The organism is Bradyrhizobium sp. 134 (assembly GCF_023074155.1).
GTDB lineage: Bacteria > Pseudomonadota > Alphaproteobacteria > Rhizobiales > Xanthobacteraceae > Bradyrhizobium.
Map to the genome: position 1 here is coordinate 717,375 of NZ_JADPKX010000034.1, position 17,121 is coordinate 734,495.

Sequence of the window (17,121 nt, forward strand, 5' to 3'; positions counted from 1 at the left end):
TCAAGAACGGCGGCAAGACGGTCAGTGCACCACCGGCCCGCCGGCCTTCTTCCAGGCATCGATGCCGCCGGCGATGTGGGCGGTGTTGGTGAGCCCGGCCTCCTTGGCGGCGGCGACCGCCATCGCAGAGCGTTCGCCGAAGGCGCAGAAGAACACGACGCGGCGGCCGGTGGCGGCCGCGACCTCGCGCAGCATGCCGCCGGGCTTGAGGCTGTCCTCAACGGACGGATAGGGCGTATGCAGCGCGCCTTCAAGCATGCCGTGCTTCATCCGCTCGTTGGTCTCGCGCAAATCGACCAGCAGGATATCGGGACGGCCGAGGCTGCGGATCGCCTCGACGGCGCGGAGCGCGCGGCCCTCTTTCTCCAGCTCCTCCTGGTGCAGGCCGACATGCATGTTGGCGGGCACCGCGACGTCCATCATCTTCGGATTGGGCAGCTTCAGATTGGCCATCAGCTCGATATAGTCGTCGACCGAGCGCACCTGGAGCCGCGGATTGTAGCGCTTCTCCTCGCCGATGGTGGAGACGGTGTCGCCCTTGTAGTCATGCGCCGGGAACACCATGGTCTCGTCCGGCAGCTTGAGCAGGCGGTTGAAGATCGAGTCGTATTGCGCGCGCGACGAGCCGTTCTGGAAATCGGTGCGGCCGGTGCCGCGGATCAGCAGCGTGTCGCCGGTGAAGACGCGGTCGCCCATCAGATAGGAATAGGAATCGTCGGTGTGGCCGGGCGTGTACATCACGTCGAGCGACAGGCCCTCGATCGTCACCTTGTCGCCGTCGGCAACCCGCATCGCCACCACGTCGGCCTTGGTCTGGTCGCCCATCACGGTCATGCAATGGGTGCGGTCGCGCAGCTCGCCGAGGCCGGTGACGTGGTCGGCGTGCAGATGGGTGTCGACGGCCTTGACCAGCTTGAGATCGAGCTCGCGCAGCAGCTGGCAGTAGCGGTCGACCTTCTCCAGCACGGGATCGAGGATCAGCGCCTCGCCGCCGGGGCGGCTCGCCAGGAGATAGCTGTAGGTACCCGAAACACTGTCGAAGAGCTGGCGGAAGATCATGGCGAGGCCCGGCGTGAATTATCCGGAGATTCTACTACATTTCGGGCTCACAAGAGAAGCAATTCACTGTGTAAGCAACAAAATTTGGAAGATTTTTATTCCTGTGACGAGCGAGTGGGCGTCACCTGGCCACCGCTGTCATTCCCCGCGAAGGCGGGGAATCCAGTACGCCGCGCCCTTTCCGTACCCCTCGCCGTCTCGGAGTACTGGATCGCCCGCCTTTGCGGGCGATGACACCGGCTGTGCCGCGACGCCTTGCCCCGACAAAAGGCTCAGGGCCTCACCAATGTGTACCCATTCTCGCTGAGAAACAGGATCTGCCCGACCCCGACCTGCACCGGCGTGGCGGCGGGGATGAACTCCGGCCGCTTGCCGGTCTCCCGCTCGATCGTGTCGACGGTGTTGAGGCAGATGTCGAAGCGTACGCCTTGCGCGATCAGGCCCTCGACCTGCTTGCGGCGCTCGTTGCCCGTGAACAGGAGATCGATGCCGGGACCGAACGCCACCACCTCGATTGCGACCTTGTCGGGGTCGTAGGCCTTCAGCAAATTGTTGGCGACGCTGAGCACCAGAGCCTGCTTCCTGGAATCGCCATCGGAGAGCTGCAGCACGATCTTGTGCTCGGCGAAGGGCTTGTCCTGGAGCGGCACCTGCTGCGCGAAAGCCGGCATCGCCGCCCAGGCGAACAGCGCCAGCAGCATCGCGGATAGGGTTTGCGACCGCATCATCCCTGTCCTGCAATGCCTGGATTACCCTCGACGCCCTTTAGCGTGACGCCGGAGCCGAGCCGCTCCTGAAACATCCGGCCCGAGCGCAGATATTTTGCCACCAAGTCCCACACCGGCGCGCCTTGCTGGCTGTTGACCGAGGCCCAGCCCGCGACCTTGTAGCGGTGGCTGGCACTGAGCGCCTTGCCGCCATTGAGCTTCAGCTCCGAGATGCGGCTGCCGATCGCCGCCGTCGGCGTGCAGGTGTAGCTGAGCCCGCCGGCGCGCACCATGTCGCCGCCCTGCTGGTAATAGGGATCGGTGTTGAAGAGATTGTCGCAGACGTCTTCCAGCACGTCCTTGATCTGGGCTCCCGTCATCTCCTGCACATAGGTCTCGGGATAGCTGATCGCGGTTTCCGCGAGCAAATCCTCCATCGTCAGCGCCTGGCCGGACAGCCCGGTGACGCCCCAGCGGAAGCCCGGCGATAGCGCGATCTCGGCGTTGAGCTCGGTGCGCAGCGCGCTGCAGATCAGCTCGTCGACCGGGCCGGCGAAATTGTCGCGGCGATACAGCAGGCGATCGGGCGTCGCGATCTTTTCCAACCAGTCGGTGACGAAGGGCGCCCGCAACCGGCCGATCAGTTCCGCCATTGCGGGATCGGGCTTCAACAGCTCGGAATAGACCGGCAGCAGATGATATTTGACGTCGCCGACCTTGCCCTTGTCGAGCGCGAGATCGAGCACGGCAAGGAATTTCCCGTTGGAGCCAGCATTGGTGACCAGCGTCGTGCCGCTCGCATTCTTCACTGCGATGGGCTGCGGGATCGCATCATGGGTATGGCCGCCGAGGATGACGTCGATGCCGGTGACGCGGCTTGCGAGCTTGAGATCGACATCCATGCCGTTGTGCGACAGCAGGATGACCGCATCAACCTTGTCGGTGCCGCGCAAGGCATCGACATGCTTCTGGAGTTCTTCCTCGCGGATGCCGAAGGTCCAGTCCGGTGTGAACCGCTTAGGATGCGCGATCGGCACGTAAGGGAAGGCCTGGCCGACGATCGCGACGCGGTGGCCGCCGAGCTCCTTGATCACGGAGGGCTTGAACACGCGCCCCGTCGCCTTGTCGAAGGCGGCGGCGTCGTTGAATGCCGCTTCCTCGGTCAGGAAAACGTTCTGCGCCAGAAACTCACCCTTGAAGCGCGCGAGATTGTCGCGCAGCGCCTGCTCGCCGTAGGTGAATTCCCAATGCCCGGTCATCGCCTCGATACCGAGCAGGTTTGCGGCCTCGACCATGTCGCGGCCCTGCATGATGTTGGCCAGTCCCGAGCCCTGCCAGAGGTCGCCGCCGTCGACGAGCGCGGAGTGCTTTTCGCCGACATCGCCGCGCAAGCGGTCGATCAGCGTCTTCAGATGGGCGAAGCCGCCGAGCTTGCCGAAGCGGCCTGCGGACTTCTCGAACTCGAAGCAGCTGAAGGCATAGGCGTCCGCACTGTCGGGCCTGATGGCGAAACGGTCGAGGAAGGCGCGGCCGACCAGGTGCGGCGGCCGTCCCGCCATCTCGCCGATCCCGATATTGACGCTGGGCTCGCGAAAATAGACCGGATTGAGTTGCGCATGCGTGTCGGTGAGGTGAAGGATGCGCGCATTGCCGAACCGTTCGAGGTCGTAAATGCTCGCGGCCTCAGCACCGCGCGCAAGCCGTGGCAGGCTGAGCGATGCGGCAGCAAGGCCTGCATTCTTCAGGAAATCGCGGCGGCGGATCGCCATCCAGAAATTCTCCGCGCCCTCTCATGGCCGCAAGGCTGTTGCACAAGCGAACAGTCTAGCGGATTTCCATCGCCTTCCAGGCTTCTTTTTCGGAAATCGCCTGGAAGATCGACGCCTTCGCCAGCGCCTCGGCCTCCCTGGCTGCGGCAACGGCGCGGTCGAAATCGCCGCCATCGGCCGCCTTCTTCGCGGCGGCCAGCGTCGAGACGGTCACGGTCCACTGGTTGCGCATGCCGGCCGCCTCCTTGGAGGAGGCCTCGGCGGCGGCATAGGCCGCCTTGTAGTCTGCCTCATTTGCCGCGTGGGCCGCCGGCGCGAAGCTCAGGGCAAGCAGCATGGCGGGGACAAGTGACCGCTTCATGGCCGCGCTCCCGGTCCCGATATCGGCAGGCCGTTGGCGACGTAGGACAGGAAATATTCGACGTCGCGGTATTCATCCGCCTGTGGCTCCAGCGGAACCGCGCGGGTCTGGCTGTTGCAGGTGACGAAGCGGCGGCTGGTCGTTCCCATGCCGCTCCATTCGGAGCGGTAGATCGGCATTGCGTTCAGAATGCCGAGCGCCGGCGCCAGGATCTCGGCGCGGATGCGCTCGCCCGGGCTCTGCACATGGCAGCTCGCGCAGGAGAAATTCAATTGGCCGCGGCGGGTGTAGAAATAGCGCTTGCCGTTCTCGAATGCCGCGAGCGCGCGAGGATCGTCGGGGATCGTGATGTCCATCGGCTTGCCGCGCGAGGTGAAGGCCATGTAGGCGGTGAGCGAGGCCATCTCGTCCTTGACGTAGGAATAGGGCGCCTCGCCATTGGCCTCGCGGCAGTGGTTGAGCGCCAGCTCCAGCGTGACGACCTTGCCTTCCTTCTCGTCGAAATAAGGATAGTTCTGGCGGATGCCGATGCCGCCGTTCGGGAAACAGTCGGCATAGGTCTTGCCGTTCTTGAACGGGGTGGCGAACATCTCCTTGCCGGCGTCGAGCGCGAACTCGTAGGGCGGGAATTCCTCCTTCTCCTGCCACTGCCGCTTCATGTCCTCGTTCATGGAATAAGGACCGTTGACGAAGTCCTCGTGCTTCACGGTCGGGAACTTCTGGAAGAAGAAGTTCTGGAACGCCTTGGCATCGGCGACGGGATCGACCTTGTCGGCCGCCACCACGCGCGGAGAGGTGAGGGCCAACGCGACGAGCGCGGCGCTCAACGAACCAAGCAGGATGGAGGTGCGGGCCTTCATCACGAGATCTTCGCGGTGGTCGTGTCCGACGCACCCTTGTTATCGGTCCAGGAGACCTTGAGATCGTCGCCCTTCTTGGCCCCCTTGAAGCTGAACTTGACGTAGGGGTCCTTCGAGACCGCGGTGCCCCAATCGGCAACGAAGACGTCCTTGCCGTTACATTCGAATTTCAGCTGCTGGATGTAATGCGCCGGGATCAGCTCGCCCTTGGCGTCCTTGACGAAGCCGGTATCCATCGGGTGCTGGATCAGCGCCTGCACCTCGGTGATGTCGCCGTTGGCGGTGGCGCGAACGCGAATGCTGGATGCCATATCGATCTTCCTCGCTTAGCCGCCGCAACCGCCGACGGTGACCTTGACCTCTTTGGTCGCGCTGTAGAGCTTGCCGTCGGCCTCCACGATCGCGACCACGTTGGTGGTCTTGGCCATCTTCAGCCGGTTGGCGACAGCAGGGATCGTGCCTTCGGGAATCCTGTAGGACGCGGCCAGCGCGCTGGGATTTTCGGCCACGAAGAACGAGATCGAGCTGACCTTGTCGAGCGTCGTCGTCACCGAGATCGGCACCACGCCGCCGTTCTCGGCGATCTCGGGGGCGTCCAGCTTGACCTTGTCGGACGGCTCGGCGGTTTTGCCGTAGAGCGCCTTGATGGCGTCCGCCTCGCTCTTCTGCCTGAAGGCCTCTTCCGGATATTTGTCGTTGGCCGCGGCGCGCGCGGGAGCGGCGCCGAACGGCAGATTGCCGAGGCCGAGCAGCGCGACCGAGGCTGCGCCTTGAAGAATCAGCCGGCGCGTCGCGCTTGGGCCGGTGAGTGTGGTCATCTCGGGTCTCCCAACCAATCTCTTGGCGTGCCTGAAGTCACAGGGTCTGCAGGAAATCAACGATCGCGCTGATCTCCTGTTCGGTCAAAATCCGGTTCCGGCCGAACGGCGGCATCATGGTCTGCGGATTGCGCTTGGTCTCGTCGAAGATGATCGCGGCCAGCTCGTTGCGATCGGGGTACTTGGCCTTGAGGTCCTTCAGTTCCGGCCCGATCGTTCCCGGCAGGTCGCCACCCCTGATGACATGGCAGGTCAGGCAATTGCCCTTGCCGCGGTCGAAAGCGAGTTTCTGGCCGTCGGCCACAACGGACTGCGCCCACGCCGGGCTGGCGAGGCCGGCGGCAATGACCAGCAAGATGAACAGAACGGGCGTCCGGGAAAAGGCGGTCAAGGCGTCATTCCGAAGCGTTATATCGATGGTCTCGATCGCGAAATAGAAGCGTTCCAAAGCACAAAGGGCACCGCCTGACAATCAAGACTATGCACGCGACAAAATGAAGTTAATATCTTCCCCATTGCAACTAATGAGATTATTTGTTCAGCCGATTTGGCCCGAGAGTTAAGAGCCGTGGCGCGGGCCGGCTGTTTCCTGAGCGTTTGGGCGCTCATCCTGTTTTCAACGCGTTCTCGTTTTTCAAGGGGACCTCACTTGGCTGAATATGTCGTCGAATTCGGCAGGGATGGCGGTCGGGTCGAGTCCGACGGGCGGCTCGACGCGCCGGCATTTCATCGCAATCACGAGCCGCTCTGGGCGGCACTGGAAAAACATCTCGCCGGCTGCACCGGCAACGTGGTCGAGCTCGGCAGCGGAACCGGCCAGCACGTGGTCCACTTCGCCCGTCACACGCCCGGCCTGATCTGGTGGCCCAGCGATCTCAACCAGCGCCACCTCAAGAGCATCGAGGCGTGGCGCGTTCATTCAGGCCTGAAGAACATCCGCTCGCCGCTGCGGATCGATCTCACCGATCCGGACTGGTGCCCGGAGATGAAAAACGGGCAGGCGCCGTCAAGTCTTGCCGCATTGTTCTGCGCCAATGTCATCCACATCGCGCCATGGAGCGTCGCCGAGGGCCTGTTCGCCGGCGCCGGCCGCCATTTGCGCGCCGACGGCAAGCTGTTCCTCTACGGCCCGTTCAAGCGCGGCGGCAAGCACATCGCGCTCAGCAATGCCGTGTTCGACACCTCCCTGCGTGAAGGCAACCCCGACTGGGGCGTGCGTGATATCGCCGACGTCGAGGCGCTCGCCCGCGGCGTTGGTCTTCGCCTCGTCGATACGATCGACATGCCCGCGAACAATCTGACCTTGGTATTCGCGCGATAGAAGGTCGTCATGCCGGGCTTGTCCCGGGCATCCACGTTCTTCGTGCACCAGCCAAGGCGTGGATGGCCGGGTCAAGCTCGGCCATGACGATCCGAAGACGTCAGCGCCGCAACGCTAGCCCTCGCCATCCCTCCAGCCGATTTTGTCCTTCAAGAACCGAAAGCCAATCACCTCGAACCCGGCGCGCTCCTTGTTGTCCTTGCCGTAGCCGTGGCCACCCGCTTCAGGCTCGTAGAACCAGGCCTCGTAGCCCATGGCCTGGAGCTTTGCGGCCATCTTGCGCGCATGCCCGGGATGGACACGGTCGTCGCGCCGCGTGGTGGCGATCAGGATCGGCGGATAGGGTTGGCCGGCCTTGACGTTGTGATAGGCGGAGTAGGTCTTCAGCCAGTCCCACTCCTCCGGCTTGTCGGGATCGCCATATTCCGCGATCCAGCTCGCGCCGGCGAGCAGCTTCGTGTAGCGGCGCATGTCGATCAGCGGGATGGTGCAGAACAGCGCGCCGAAACGTTCGGGGTAGCGCACCAGCATGTTGGTGATGAGGATGCCGCCGTTCGATCCACCCTGCGCGGCGATGCGCTTTGCTTTGGTCACGCCGCGGCGGACGAGATCGGCGGCAACGGCTGCGAAATCGTCGTGCGACAGTTTCTTGCCGGCGAGCCGGCCGGCATCGTGCCAGCGCGTGCCGAATTCGCCGCCGCCGCGCAAATTCGCCTGCACCGTCGTGCCGCCGCGCTCCAGCCACAGCTTGCCGAGCGATGCGTTGTAATACGGCTTCACCGAATGGGCGAAGCCGCCATAGGCGCTCATATAGACCGGTGCATCGCCGGTCTCGCCGCTGGGGCCGGTCTGCACATAAGGGATACGCTCGCCGTCGATCGAGATCGCCTCGTGCTGGGTCACCACGAGGCCGTCGGCGTTGAATGTTTTCGGCGCCTGCTTCAGCACGGTCGGGCTCGCGACGCCGCGCTCCATCAGCAGCAGCGACGGCGGCGTGAGCGGATCCTGCACATTGGCAAGCAGGTCGCCATTGCTCTCGGAGGGATGGCGATCCAGCGGCCAGATGTCGACCACGCCGATCTGCGGCAGGCCGCCGAGTGACGCGTGGCTCCAGCTCGTGGCGGACGGCGTGCAGATCTCGAATTGCGGCTGGAGCTCGTCGAGGATCGACAGCACCAGCCTGCCGCCGGCCCAGAACAGACCTTGCAGGGCGCGGCGAGATTCCGGCTCGAACAGCACCGCGAAATCGCGGCTGCCGGCGAGGAACGCCGAGAGCGACATGCCGAGCACGGTGTCGGCGGCATAGGTTTTCCCCTCGATCGACCAGGCTTCGCGCAGCTTCATCGCGAACCAGTCGCCATGCGCCTGCAACCAGATGCCGGTCGGCAGATCGAGCTTTGTCGTCGTGCCGTCCGCGCCGCGCAGCCAGAGCGCATGATTGAAGAAATCGATCTGGTCGACGATCCAGCTGCGCGGGGCCGCCGCGGTGTCGTCGACGATGCCGGAGATCGCCATATGATCGGCCGTGGTCTCGATGATTATTTGCGCCTGATCGACAGGCTGGCCGCGCCGCCACAGCCGAACCGTCCGCGAATATCCCGCGCTCGTCGCCATGCCTTCGCCATGGGCGCTCGATAGCAGTAGCGTGTCTGCGTCGAGCCAATCGGCGCCGCCCTTGGCTTCCGACAGCGCAAATTCGTCCGCAACGAAGCTCTTGGTGTCGAGGTCGAATTCCCGCAAGGTGACGGCGTCGCTGCCGCCGCGCGACAGCCCCAAAATGGCGCGCGCGCTTCCCTTCTGTGTGGTGATGCCGCTCAGCAGCCAGTCCTCGCCTTCGCGCGCGGCGAGCTGGTCGACGTCCAGCATGATTTCCCACGTCGGATGCGATTTGCGAAACTCGGCGAGCGAAGTCTTTCGCCACAAGCCGCGCGGGTTGGTGGCATCCTTCCAGAGGTTGTGCAGCTCGTCACCGCGTCGGCTGACATAGGGAATGTTGTCGGGACGATCGTAGATCGCCGCGAGGATGTCACGGTCGCGCGCGAAGGCCGCTCCGCCGAACGCCTCGAGCGTCAGGCTGTTCTGCCGCGTGACGAAATCGAGCGCCTGCTTGCCTTCGATCTCCTCCAGCCAGAGCCAGGGATCGTCGTCGGGAGCGCTGAGCGTAGGCCTGTCGTCGACGGACATGAACGAAACTCCGGAAGGTCGCGGCGGATAGGATTTGATCGAGCGCAAGCCGTCAAGTGCGCGGCCCATTATCATCGGCCCGATTGCGTCAGAGACATGGCCTGCGCCCGTTTGCGCCGGTTGCCCGGCCTCCCGCGCCCCGCCATAGTGCCGGGAATCAAGCGAGCCCTTGAAAGCCTTTAAAAGCGCCTCGAAAGCCCGTTGGGGCGGAAATGCCGATGCTGGATGTGACTGCAGCCAATGAGATCGCCGCCGACGCCCGCGTGCGCGCCAATGTGGTGCGCCTTGCCGCCGCGCAGGCGCTGACCGGCGCCAACTCGGCGGTGATCTTCGCCACCGGCGCGATCGTCGGCGCGACGCTCGCGCCCGACGTCTCGTTCGCGACCGTGCCGATCTCGATGTATGTGCTCGGCCTCGCCGCCGGCACGCTGCCGACCGGCGCGATCTCGCGTCGCTTCGGCCGCCGAGTGGCTTTCATCGTCGGCACAGGTCTGGGTGCGCTGACCGGTCTGCTCGGCTCGTTCGCGATCCTGCACGCTTCGTTTCCGTTGTTCTGTCTGGCGACTTTTCTCGGCGGCCTCTACGGCGCGGTGGCGCAGTCCTATCGCTTCGCTGCCGCCGACGGCGCCAGTGTTGCCTATCGACCCAAGGCGGTGTCCTGGGTGATGGCGGGCGGCGTGTTCGCCGGCGTGCTCGGTCCGCAGCTCGTGCAATGGACCATGGATGTCTGGCAGCCTTATCTGTTTGCCTTCAGCTTCCTGGTCCAGGCTGCCGTCGCGCTGATCGCGATGGGCATCGTCGCCGGGGTCGACATGCCGAAGCCCGCACCGGCCGATCTTCACGGCGGGCGGCCGCTGCTCGAGATCGTGACCCAGCCGCGCTTCATCGCGGCGGCGCTATGCGGTGTCATCTCCTACCCCATGATGAATCTGGTGATGACCTCGGCGCCGCTCGCCATGAAGCTGTGCGGCTTGAGCGTTTCCGATTCCAATTTCGGCATTCAATGGCACATCGTCGCCATGTACGGGCCGAGCTTCTTCACGGGCGCGCTGATTGCCCGCTTCGGCGCGCGCCAGGTCGTTGCCGCCGGCCTGCTGCTGGAGGCTGGCGCAGCCTGCATCGGCCTGTCCGGCATCACCGCGATGCATTTCTGGGCCACGCTGGTCGTGCTCGGTGTGGGGTGGAATTTTTCCTTCATCGGCGCATCCGCGCTGGTGCTGGAGACGCATCGGCCGCAGGAGCGCAACAAGGTGCAGGCCTTCAACGATTTCCTGGTGTTCGGGATGATGGCGATCGGCTCGTTCTCGTCCGGCCAATTGCTCGCCAGTTACGGCTGGTCCGCGGTGAACATGGTGGTGTTCCCGCCGGTGCTGCTCGGCCTCGCCGTGCTCTCGCTGGCGTCCTTTGCCCGCCGTCGCAAAGCGCGGCTGGACGCGGCGATGGGCGAGTTCCCGGATGCGATCTGAATTGGCAGGAGGCTGTCAGCAGCGTCGATAGTTCGATCCAGGTCGAAGTGATTTCCGGGGCTTGGGTTGTTACATGATGCTCGTCATGAACAGGCGAGCGTGAAGCACGGCGCTCGCGGGGAAACGAAGGACAAGCGCAAATGCTCGACAATCCCCGGCACGACGCATCCATCGACGAATCCTCCCTCCGCTACGAAGGCTGGCGCATCGTTGCGGTCTGCTTCCTGCTCGCGACCTTCGGCTGGGGGCTCGGCTTCTACGGCCAGAGCGTCTATGTCGCCGAGCTCCAGCGTGCGCACGGCTGGTCGGCCTCGCTGATCTCGTCCGGCACGACGTTCTTCTATCTGTTCGGCGCGCTGCTCGTCGTCTTCGTCGGCGAAGCCGTCAACAAATACGGCCCGCGCCTTGGCCTGATCGCGGGCACGCTGGCGATGTCGGCTGCCGCGGTCGCGATCGGCGCGGTGCGCGAGCCGTGGCAGCTTTATCTCGCGAATGCCGTGCTCGCCTTCGGCTGGGCCGGCACCAGCCTCGCCATGATCACCAACACGATCAGCTTGTGGTTCGACCAGAAGCGCGGCATGGCGATCAGCCTCGCGCTGAACGGCGCAAGCTTCGGCGGCATCGTCGGGGTGCCGCTGCTGGTGACCCTGATCGGCCACATCGGCTTCGCCAGCGCGATGTTTACCGTCGCCGGTGCCATGCTGGCGCTGCTCCTGCCGGTGATCCTGATTGTCGTCGGCCGCCCGCCCGATCTCCATGGCCGGCGCGCAGCGACGAGAGCGAAGCCGCAATCGTCGGCGCAGATCCGCAGCCAGGCCTTGCGCGATGTCGGCTTCCTCACCGTAACCATTGCCTTTGCCTTGGTGCTGTTCGCGCAGGTCGGCTTCATCGTCCACCTGATCTCGTTCCTCGATCCCGTGATCGGGCGCGAGCGCGCGGCCGTCGCGGTTGCGGTGCTGACCGCGATGGCGGTGATCGGCCGGGTGCTGTTCTCGCTGGTGATCGACCGCCTCAACCAGCGGCTTGCCTCGGCCCTGTCGTTCCTGAGCCAGGCCGTGGCGCTTCTCGTCGTCATCAATTTGCACAATGATTACGTGCTGATCGCGGCCTGCGCATTGTTCGGCTTCTCGGTCGGCAATCTCATCACGCTGCCGTCGCTGATCGTGCAGCAGGAATTCGATTCCGCCTCGTTCGGCGTGCTGATCAGCCTCAACACCGCGATCAACCAGGTGACGTATGCGTTCGGCCCCGGCGTGGTCGGCGTTCTGCGCGATTTTTCCGGTGGCTATGAGCTGCCGTTCTATCTGTGTATTGCGCTGGAGCTGGCGGCGGCGGCGTTGATCATGGTGCGGGGGCGAAAATCCCAGTCGTGAGCGACGGCGCTTCAACAAACTCCGTCATTGCGAGGAGCTCTTGCGACGAAGCAATCAGGCTGCCTCCGCAGAGACAGTCTGGATTGCTTCGCTGCGCTCGCAATGACGAGGGGCGGCAGCGGAGCTCACGCCTCGCGCTGCTTCAGCAGCTCCTCCACATCCAGCCGCTTCGTAAACATCGCGAGCTTCCCGTCCGGCCCGAACGGCCATTGCTCCCGCGGCTTGTCCCAATACAGCTCCACGCCGTTCTGGTCCGGATCGCGCAAATACAGCGCTTCGGACACGCCATGGTCGCTGGCCCCGTCGAGCGCAATGCCGGCCGAGAGCACGCGGTGCAGCGCATCCGCCAGCGCCGGTCGCGTCGGATAGAGGATCGCGGTGTGATAGAGCCCGGTCGTGCCCGCCGGTGGCGGCGAGCCGCCCTTGCTCTCCCAGGTGTTGAGCCCGATGTGGTGGTGATAGCCGCCGGCCGAGATGAAGGCCGCGCCGGAGCCCATGCGCTGCATCAGCTCGAAACCGAGCACGCCGCAATAGAAGCCGAGCGCGCGATCGAGATCGGCGACCTTGAGGTGAACGTGGCCGATCCTGGTGCCGGCGGCGACGGCTTGGTTCTGCGACATGCGGCTGCTCCGTTGATGAACTCCACATAAGTGCGGGCTTGGGACAGTGCTACCGGCCTATCCAGAAACCCAGCGTTTCCGGATAGGCAACTTACGACAGCTCCCGCACCTCGCCCTCCGGCAGCTCGAACTCAAACGTGTTCAGCGTCATCGACACCAGCGTGTAATAGCCGCAGAGACCAATCACCTCGACCACGCCGCGCTCGCCGAGCAGCTTCACCGCCTCGTCATAGAGGCCCTTCTCGACGCCGTGGCCCTCATGCAGCGACTTTGCGACGTCGTAGATCATCTTGCCCTTGGGATCGTCGAAGACGGGCGTGCGGCGGTCGCGGATGGCATCGATGATGTCAGGGGCCATGCCGCCGGCAAGCGCGAGGCGCTTGTGCGCGTACCATTCGTAATGCGCGGTCCAGTGCCGCGCCGTCACCAGGATCGCGATCTCCGAAAGTTTTGCGGGAAATATCGTGTCGTAGCGCAGGACCTCGCCGAGCCGCGTGGCGTGACGGGCCATGTCGGGGCTGTTCAGCCAGGCCATCATCGGCGCGGGCGGCTTGCCGCGCTTGCCGGCAATCGACTCATCATAGGTCTGCCGCTGGCTCTCGTTCATTTCGCCAGGCGAAAGAAGTTTCAGGCGCATTGTTGTTTCCTCTTTGTTTTCAAGCTTCGCCGTCGTGGCGACTATAGCGGATGCGTGACACGGAAGTGGTTGAATTCCGCGGGAGCTTGGCCCAGAGTCGCGGCCAACAAGCCGATTTAGATTGATGGAAACGACCAATGACTGACTCCAGGGCCAGCGAGACTGAGACCGCCGATCTCGAAACATTCCGCAGCGAAACGCGCGCCTGGCTCGAGGCCAATTGTCCGCCGGAGATGCGCAAGCCTGCAACGTCCGATGCCGACGTGTTCTGGGGCGGACGTAATGCAAAATTCTCGTCGGAGCCGCAGCGCATCTGGTTCGAGCGCATGCGCGACAAGGGCTGGACCGTACCCGATTGGCCGAAGGAGTACGGCGGCGGCGGCTTGAGCGCGGCCGAGCACAAGGTGCTGCGCGCGGAGATGGGACGAATCGGCGCGCGTCCGCCGCTGTCGAGCTTCGGGATCTGGATGCTCGGGCCGGCGCTGCTGAAATACGGCAACGATGCCCAGAAGAAGGAGCATCTGCCGAAGATCGCGGCTGGCCTGATCCGCTGGTGCCAGGGCTATTCCGAGCCGAACGCCGGCTCCGATCTCGCCTCGCTGCAGACCCGTGCCGAGAGCGACGGCGATGATTTCGCCATCACGGGGTCGAAGATCTGGACGTCCTACGCCAACTACGCCGACTGGATCTTTTGCCTCGTCCGCACCGATCCCGCCGCGAAGAAGCACGACGGCATCAGCTTCATCCTGTTCGACATGACGTCGAAGGGGGTGACGACCAAGCCGATCCTGCTGATCTCCGGCTACTCGCCGTTCTGCGAGACCTTCTTCGACAATGTCCGCGTGCCGAAATCGCACGTGGTCGGCACCGTCAATCGCGGCTGGGACGTCGCAAAATATCTGCTCCAGCATGAGCGCGCGATGATATCAGGCATGGGCGAGCGCGGCGTCGGCCGTCCGCTCGGCCAGATCGCGGCCGATTCCGTCGGCACCGATGCGCTGGGACGGCTCGACGATTCCATGCTGCGCGGCCGGATCGCCAGCTTCGACGTCGATGAAGCCGCCCTTGCAGCCTGCGCCGAGCGCGCGGTCGATCTCGCCAAGGCGGGGCAGGCGCATCCGGCGTTCTCCTCGGCGATGAAATATTACGGCACCGAGCTCAACAAGCGCCGTTACGAGATCCTGATGTCGGCCGGCGGCGTCGATGCACTGGAATGGGAGAGCGAGCGTTCGAAGCAAGGCGCCCGTCCACGCGCCTGGCTGCGGACCAAGGCCAACTCGATCGAGGGCGGCACGACCGAGGTCATGCTCGGCATCGTCGCCAAGCGCATCCTCGATCTGCCGGGGGCGTAGACTTCCCGTCATTCCGGGGCGCGCGAAGCGCGAGCCCGGAATCCATTTCACCGCGTATATGCCCACTGATGGATTCCGGGCCTGGCCCTTCGGGCCATCCCGGAATGACCAAGACAAAACAGATTTCGAATCGGAACGCACCCATGGCCCTCGTCCTCACCGAAGAACAATCGATGCTCCGCGACAGCGCGCGCGGGTTGATCAGCGACAAGGCGCCGGTGTCGCATTTGCGGCATCTGCGCGACAGCAAAGACCCCGCCGGCTTTTCCAAGGAGTTTTGGCATTCCTTCGCCGAGATGGGCTTTGCCGGCTTGCTGGTGCCGGAAGAGTTCGGCGGCAGCGGTCTCGGCTATGTCGAGGCCGGCGTGGTGATGGAGGAGATCGGCCGCACGCTGATGCCGTCGCCCTTCCTCGCCACCAGCGTGGTCGCGGCCTCGGCGCTGAACCGTGGCGGCAATGCCGCGCAGAAGTCGGAATATCTGCCGAAGATCTCCAACGGCTCCCTGCTGGCGACGCTCGCGATCGACGAGGGCGCAAAACATCGGCCGCTTCAGACCAGCCTCCAGGCCGTACGCGCCGGCAACGGCTTCAGGCTCTCCGGCGCCAAGGCGCTGGTGGTCGACGGTCACGTCGCCGATCTTCTCATTGTCGCGGCACGCACCGCCGGCTCGGCCGGCGAACGCGAGGGGCTGACGCTGTTCCTGGTCAATCCCAAGGCCAAGGGCGTTGCGATCGAGCGCACCATCATGGTCGACGCGCACAATGCGGCGCGGATCGAGCTTGCCAATGTCGAGGTGGATGCCGACAGCGTGCTCGGCGAAGTCGACCAGGGCGCCACGCTGCTCGATGGCTTGCTCGATATCGGGCGCGGCGCGGTGGCCTCCGAAATGGTGGGCCTGAGCGAAGAGGTGTTCAACCGCACCGTCGAGTACCTGAAGAGCCGCAAGCAGTTCGGCAAGCTGATCGGCGAATTTCAGGCGCTGCAGCACCGCGCCGCCGAGCTCTACGTCGACATCGAGATCACCCGTGCCGCCGTGATGAAGGCGCTGCAGGCGCTCGATACGGACGTCGCCAAGGCCGCATCAAGCGTCGCAGTGGCAAAGGCCCGCGCCGGCACCACCGCCACGCGCGCGGTGCAGGAAGGCGTGCAGATGCATGGCGGCATGGGCATGACCGACCAGTTCGACATCGGCTTCTTCATGAAGCGCGCGCGCGTCTGCGAGGAGTTGTTCGGCGACGCCAATTACCACACCGAGCAGCTGGCCAGGGCGCGGGGGTATTGAGGCGCACCGTCGCGTCGCATTCGGTGTCATCGCCCGCGAAGGCGGGCGATCCAGTATTCCAGAGACGGCAGAGATCTACCGAGAGGCTGCGGCGTACTGGATCGCCCGGTCAAGCCGGGCTGATGACAGTTGAGAGTGTGGACAGCGCTTGCCCCAAGCTCGTCATTGCGAGGAGCACTTGCGACGAAACAATCCAGACAGCCTCTGCGGAAAGATCCTGGATTGCTTCGCTTCGCTCGCAATGACGGCGGAAAGACCTCCTACCGCACCGGCGGTGCATACTGCACGCCGCCTGCATTCCACAGCTGGTTCATGCCGCGCGGGATCTTCAGCTTCGACTTCTCGCCGATGTTGCGCTCGTACATCTCGCCGTAATTGCCGACGTGGCGGATGATGCGGACCACCCAATCCTTGGTGAGGCCGAGTTGCTCGCCGTAATTGCCCTCGGTGCCGACCAGCCGCATCACTTCCGGCTTCTTCGACTTCAGGGCCTCGTCGATGTTCTCCGAGGAGACGCCGAGCTCCTCGGCGTTGATCATCGCGTACAGCGTCCACTTCACGATCATCATCCAGTCGTCGTCGCGCTGACGCACGACGGGGGCGAGCGGCTCCTTGGAGATCATGTCCGGCAGGATCATTTGGTCGCCGGGCTTCGACAGGTTGATCCGCAGTGCGTAGAGTTGGGAGACGTCGGCGGAGAGCGTATCGCATTTGCCGGTGTCGTAGGCTTTCACGACGTCGTCCAGCTTGTCGAACTTCACCTCTTCATACTTCATGTTGTTGGCACGGAAGTAATCCGCGACGTTGAGCGCCGTGGTGGTCCCCGTCTGGACGCAGACCTTGCTGCCGGTCAGGTCCAGCGCAGTTTCCTTGTTGCGCGCGCGCGGCAGCATGAAGCCTGCGCCGTCGTAATAGGCGACCGCGGGGAAATAGAGGTCGTAGTCGAGCTCGCGCGCCATGCTCCAGGTCGAGTTGCGCGAGAGGATGTCCACCTTTCGGCTCTGCAATTCCTTGAAGCGCTCGTTGGCATCCAGCGCGACGAACTTCGCCTTGCTCGGGTCGTTGAAGATCGCGGAGGCCACCGCACGGCAGAAATCGACGTCGAAGCCGGTCCAGTTGCCCTTGTCGTCGGGGATCGAGAAGCCCGGCAGGCCCTTGTTGACGCCGCACAGCACTTCGCCGCGGCGGACGGTGCGCTTCAGCGTGCGGGTGTCGTAGAATTCATAGATGATGGCCAGGACGGCGACCAGCACGGCGACTGCGAGCCCGATCAGCAGGCCGCCACGAAAAGTGCGCATCATGTTGCTCTCT

General features: G+C 64.3%; 17 protein-coding genes. 5 read left to right on the forward strand and 12 right to left on the reverse strand.

Annotation, left to right across the window (positions count from 1 at the left end; genetic code table 11):
• Window positions 1-21: 21 nt before the first annotated feature.
• From IVA75_RS12980 to soxX, 8 genes are all read right to left on the reverse strand, one after another.
• On the reverse strand, window positions 22-1,059 hold the full coding sequence (locus IVA75_RS12980) for an MBL fold metallo-hydrolase (protein WP_247285262.1): 1,038 nt from the start codon (window positions 1,057-1,059) through the stop codon (window positions 22-24).
• 272 nt (window positions 1,060-1,331) lie between these two features.
• Window positions 1,332-1,787 carry a hypothetical protein gene (locus IVA75_RS12985; protein WP_247285263.1) on the reverse strand — a complete coding sequence of 152 codons (456 nt, stop codon included), beginning with the start codon at window positions 1,785-1,787 and terminating at the stop codon, window positions 1,332-1,334.
• On the reverse strand, window positions 1,784-3,535 hold the full coding sequence (gene soxB / locus IVA75_RS12990; RefSeq protein WP_247285264.1) for a thiosulfohydrolase SoxB: 1,752 nt from the start codon (window positions 3,533-3,535) through the stop codon (window positions 1,784-1,786). The genes IVA75_RS12985 and soxB overlap by 4 nt, the downstream gene beginning before the upstream one ends.
• Window positions 3,536-3,590: 55 nt before the next feature.
• Window positions 3,591-3,896 (reverse strand): hypothetical protein, encoded by a 306-nt coding sequence (locus IVA75_RS12995; RefSeq protein ID WP_247285265.1) that lies wholly within the window; start codon window positions 3,894-3,896, stop codon window positions 3,591-3,593.
• Entirely contained in the window at window positions 3,893-4,756 is an 864-nt protein-coding gene (gene soxA, locus IVA75_RS13000) for a sulfur oxidation c-type cytochrome SoxA (protein ID WP_247285266.1), read from the reverse strand. Before soxA ends, IVA75_RS12995 begins: the two co-directional genes overlap by 4 nt.
• Window positions 4,756-5,067 carry a thiosulfate oxidation carrier complex protein SoxZ gene (gene soxZ / locus IVA75_RS13005; protein ID WP_204513134.1) on the reverse strand — a complete coding sequence of 104 codons (312 nt, stop codon included), beginning with the start codon at window positions 5,065-5,067 and terminating at the stop codon, window positions 4,756-4,758. The genes soxA and soxZ overlap by 1 nt, the downstream gene beginning before the upstream one ends.
• A gap of 15 nt (window positions 5,068-5,082) precedes the next feature.
• Complete coding sequence (soxY, locus tag IVA75_RS13010; RefSeq protein WP_247285267.1) at window positions 5,083-5,574, reverse strand: thiosulfate oxidation carrier protein SoxY; 492 nt, start codon at window positions 5,572-5,574, stop codon at window positions 5,083-5,085.
• Window positions 5,575-5,611: 37 nt separating this feature from the next.
• Window positions 5,612-5,965 carry a sulfur oxidation c-type cytochrome SoxX gene (gene soxX / locus IVA75_RS13015; RefSeq protein ID WP_247285268.1) on the reverse strand — a complete coding sequence of 118 codons (354 nt, stop codon included), beginning with the start codon at window positions 5,963-5,965 and terminating at the stop codon, window positions 5,612-5,614.
• 258 nt (window positions 5,966-6,223) lie between these two features.
• Here soxX and IVA75_RS13020 point away from each other — a divergent pair, with 258 nt between their 5' ends.
• The gene (locus IVA75_RS13020; protein ID WP_247285269.1) at window positions 6,224-6,895 is read left to right on the forward strand and encodes a DUF938 domain-containing protein; all 672 of its coding nucleotides are present in this window, start codon (window positions 6,224-6,226) and stop codon (window positions 6,893-6,895) included.
• Window positions 6,896-7,009: 114 nt separating this feature from the next.
• Here IVA75_RS13020 and IVA75_RS13025 read toward each other — a convergent pair whose 3' ends face one another.
• A complete protein-coding gene (locus IVA75_RS13025; RefSeq protein WP_247285270.1) occupies window positions 7,010-9,079 on the reverse strand; it encodes a prolyl oligopeptidase family serine peptidase in 2,070 nt (689 codons plus the stop codon).
• 218 nt (window positions 9,080-9,297) lie between these two features.
• Here IVA75_RS13025 and IVA75_RS13030 point away from each other — a divergent pair, with 218 nt between their 5' ends.
• Both IVA75_RS13030 and IVA75_RS13035 read left to right on the forward strand, forming a co-directional pair.
• Window positions 9,298-10,545, forward strand: coding sequence for an MFS transporter (locus IVA75_RS13030; protein ID WP_247285271.1), 1,248 nt, complete (start codon window positions 9,298-9,300; stop codon window positions 10,543-10,545).
• A 140-nt stretch (window positions 10,546-10,685) separates the two neighbouring features.
• The gene (locus tag IVA75_RS13035; RefSeq protein WP_247285272.1) at window positions 10,686-11,918 is read left to right on the forward strand and encodes an MFS transporter; all 1,233 of its coding nucleotides are present in this window, start codon (window positions 10,686-10,688) and stop codon (window positions 11,916-11,918) included.
• A 125-nt stretch (window positions 11,919-12,043) separates the two neighbouring features.
• Here the strand turns inward: IVA75_RS13035 and IVA75_RS13040 are convergent, their stop codons facing one another.
• A complete protein-coding gene (locus tag IVA75_RS13040; protein WP_027565950.1) occupies window positions 12,044-12,538 on the reverse strand; it encodes a VOC family protein in 495 nt (164 codons plus the stop codon).
• 91 nt (window positions 12,539-12,629) lie between these two features.
• Window positions 12,630-13,175 carry a carboxymuconolactone decarboxylase family protein gene (locus IVA75_RS13045; RefSeq protein ID WP_027565949.1) on the reverse strand — a complete coding sequence of 182 codons (546 nt, stop codon included), beginning with the start codon at window positions 13,173-13,175 and terminating at the stop codon, window positions 12,630-12,632.
• Between the two features lie 137 nt (window positions 13,176-13,312).
• On the opposite strand from IVA75_RS13045, the gene IVA75_RS13050 reads away from it, so the two are divergent.
• Window positions 13,313-14,527 (forward strand): acyl-CoA dehydrogenase family protein, encoded by a 1,215-nt coding sequence (locus IVA75_RS13050; RefSeq protein ID WP_247285273.1) that lies wholly within the window; start codon window positions 13,313-13,315, stop codon window positions 14,525-14,527.
• Window positions 14,528-14,670: 143 nt separating this feature from the next.
• Window positions 14,671-15,810 (forward strand): acyl-CoA dehydrogenase, encoded by a 1,140-nt coding sequence (locus IVA75_RS13055; RefSeq protein WP_247285274.1) that lies wholly within the window; start codon window positions 14,671-14,673, stop codon window positions 15,808-15,810.
• A 260-nt stretch (window positions 15,811-16,070) separates the two neighbouring features.
• Here IVA75_RS13055 and IVA75_RS13060 read toward each other — a convergent pair whose 3' ends face one another.
• Window positions 16,071-17,108: an amino acid ABC transporter substrate-binding protein gene (locus IVA75_RS13060; RefSeq protein ID WP_247285469.1), complete on the reverse strand. Its 1,038-nt coding sequence runs from the start codon at window positions 17,106-17,108 to the stop codon at window positions 16,071-16,073.
• Window positions 17,109-17,121: the final 13 nt, after the last annotated feature.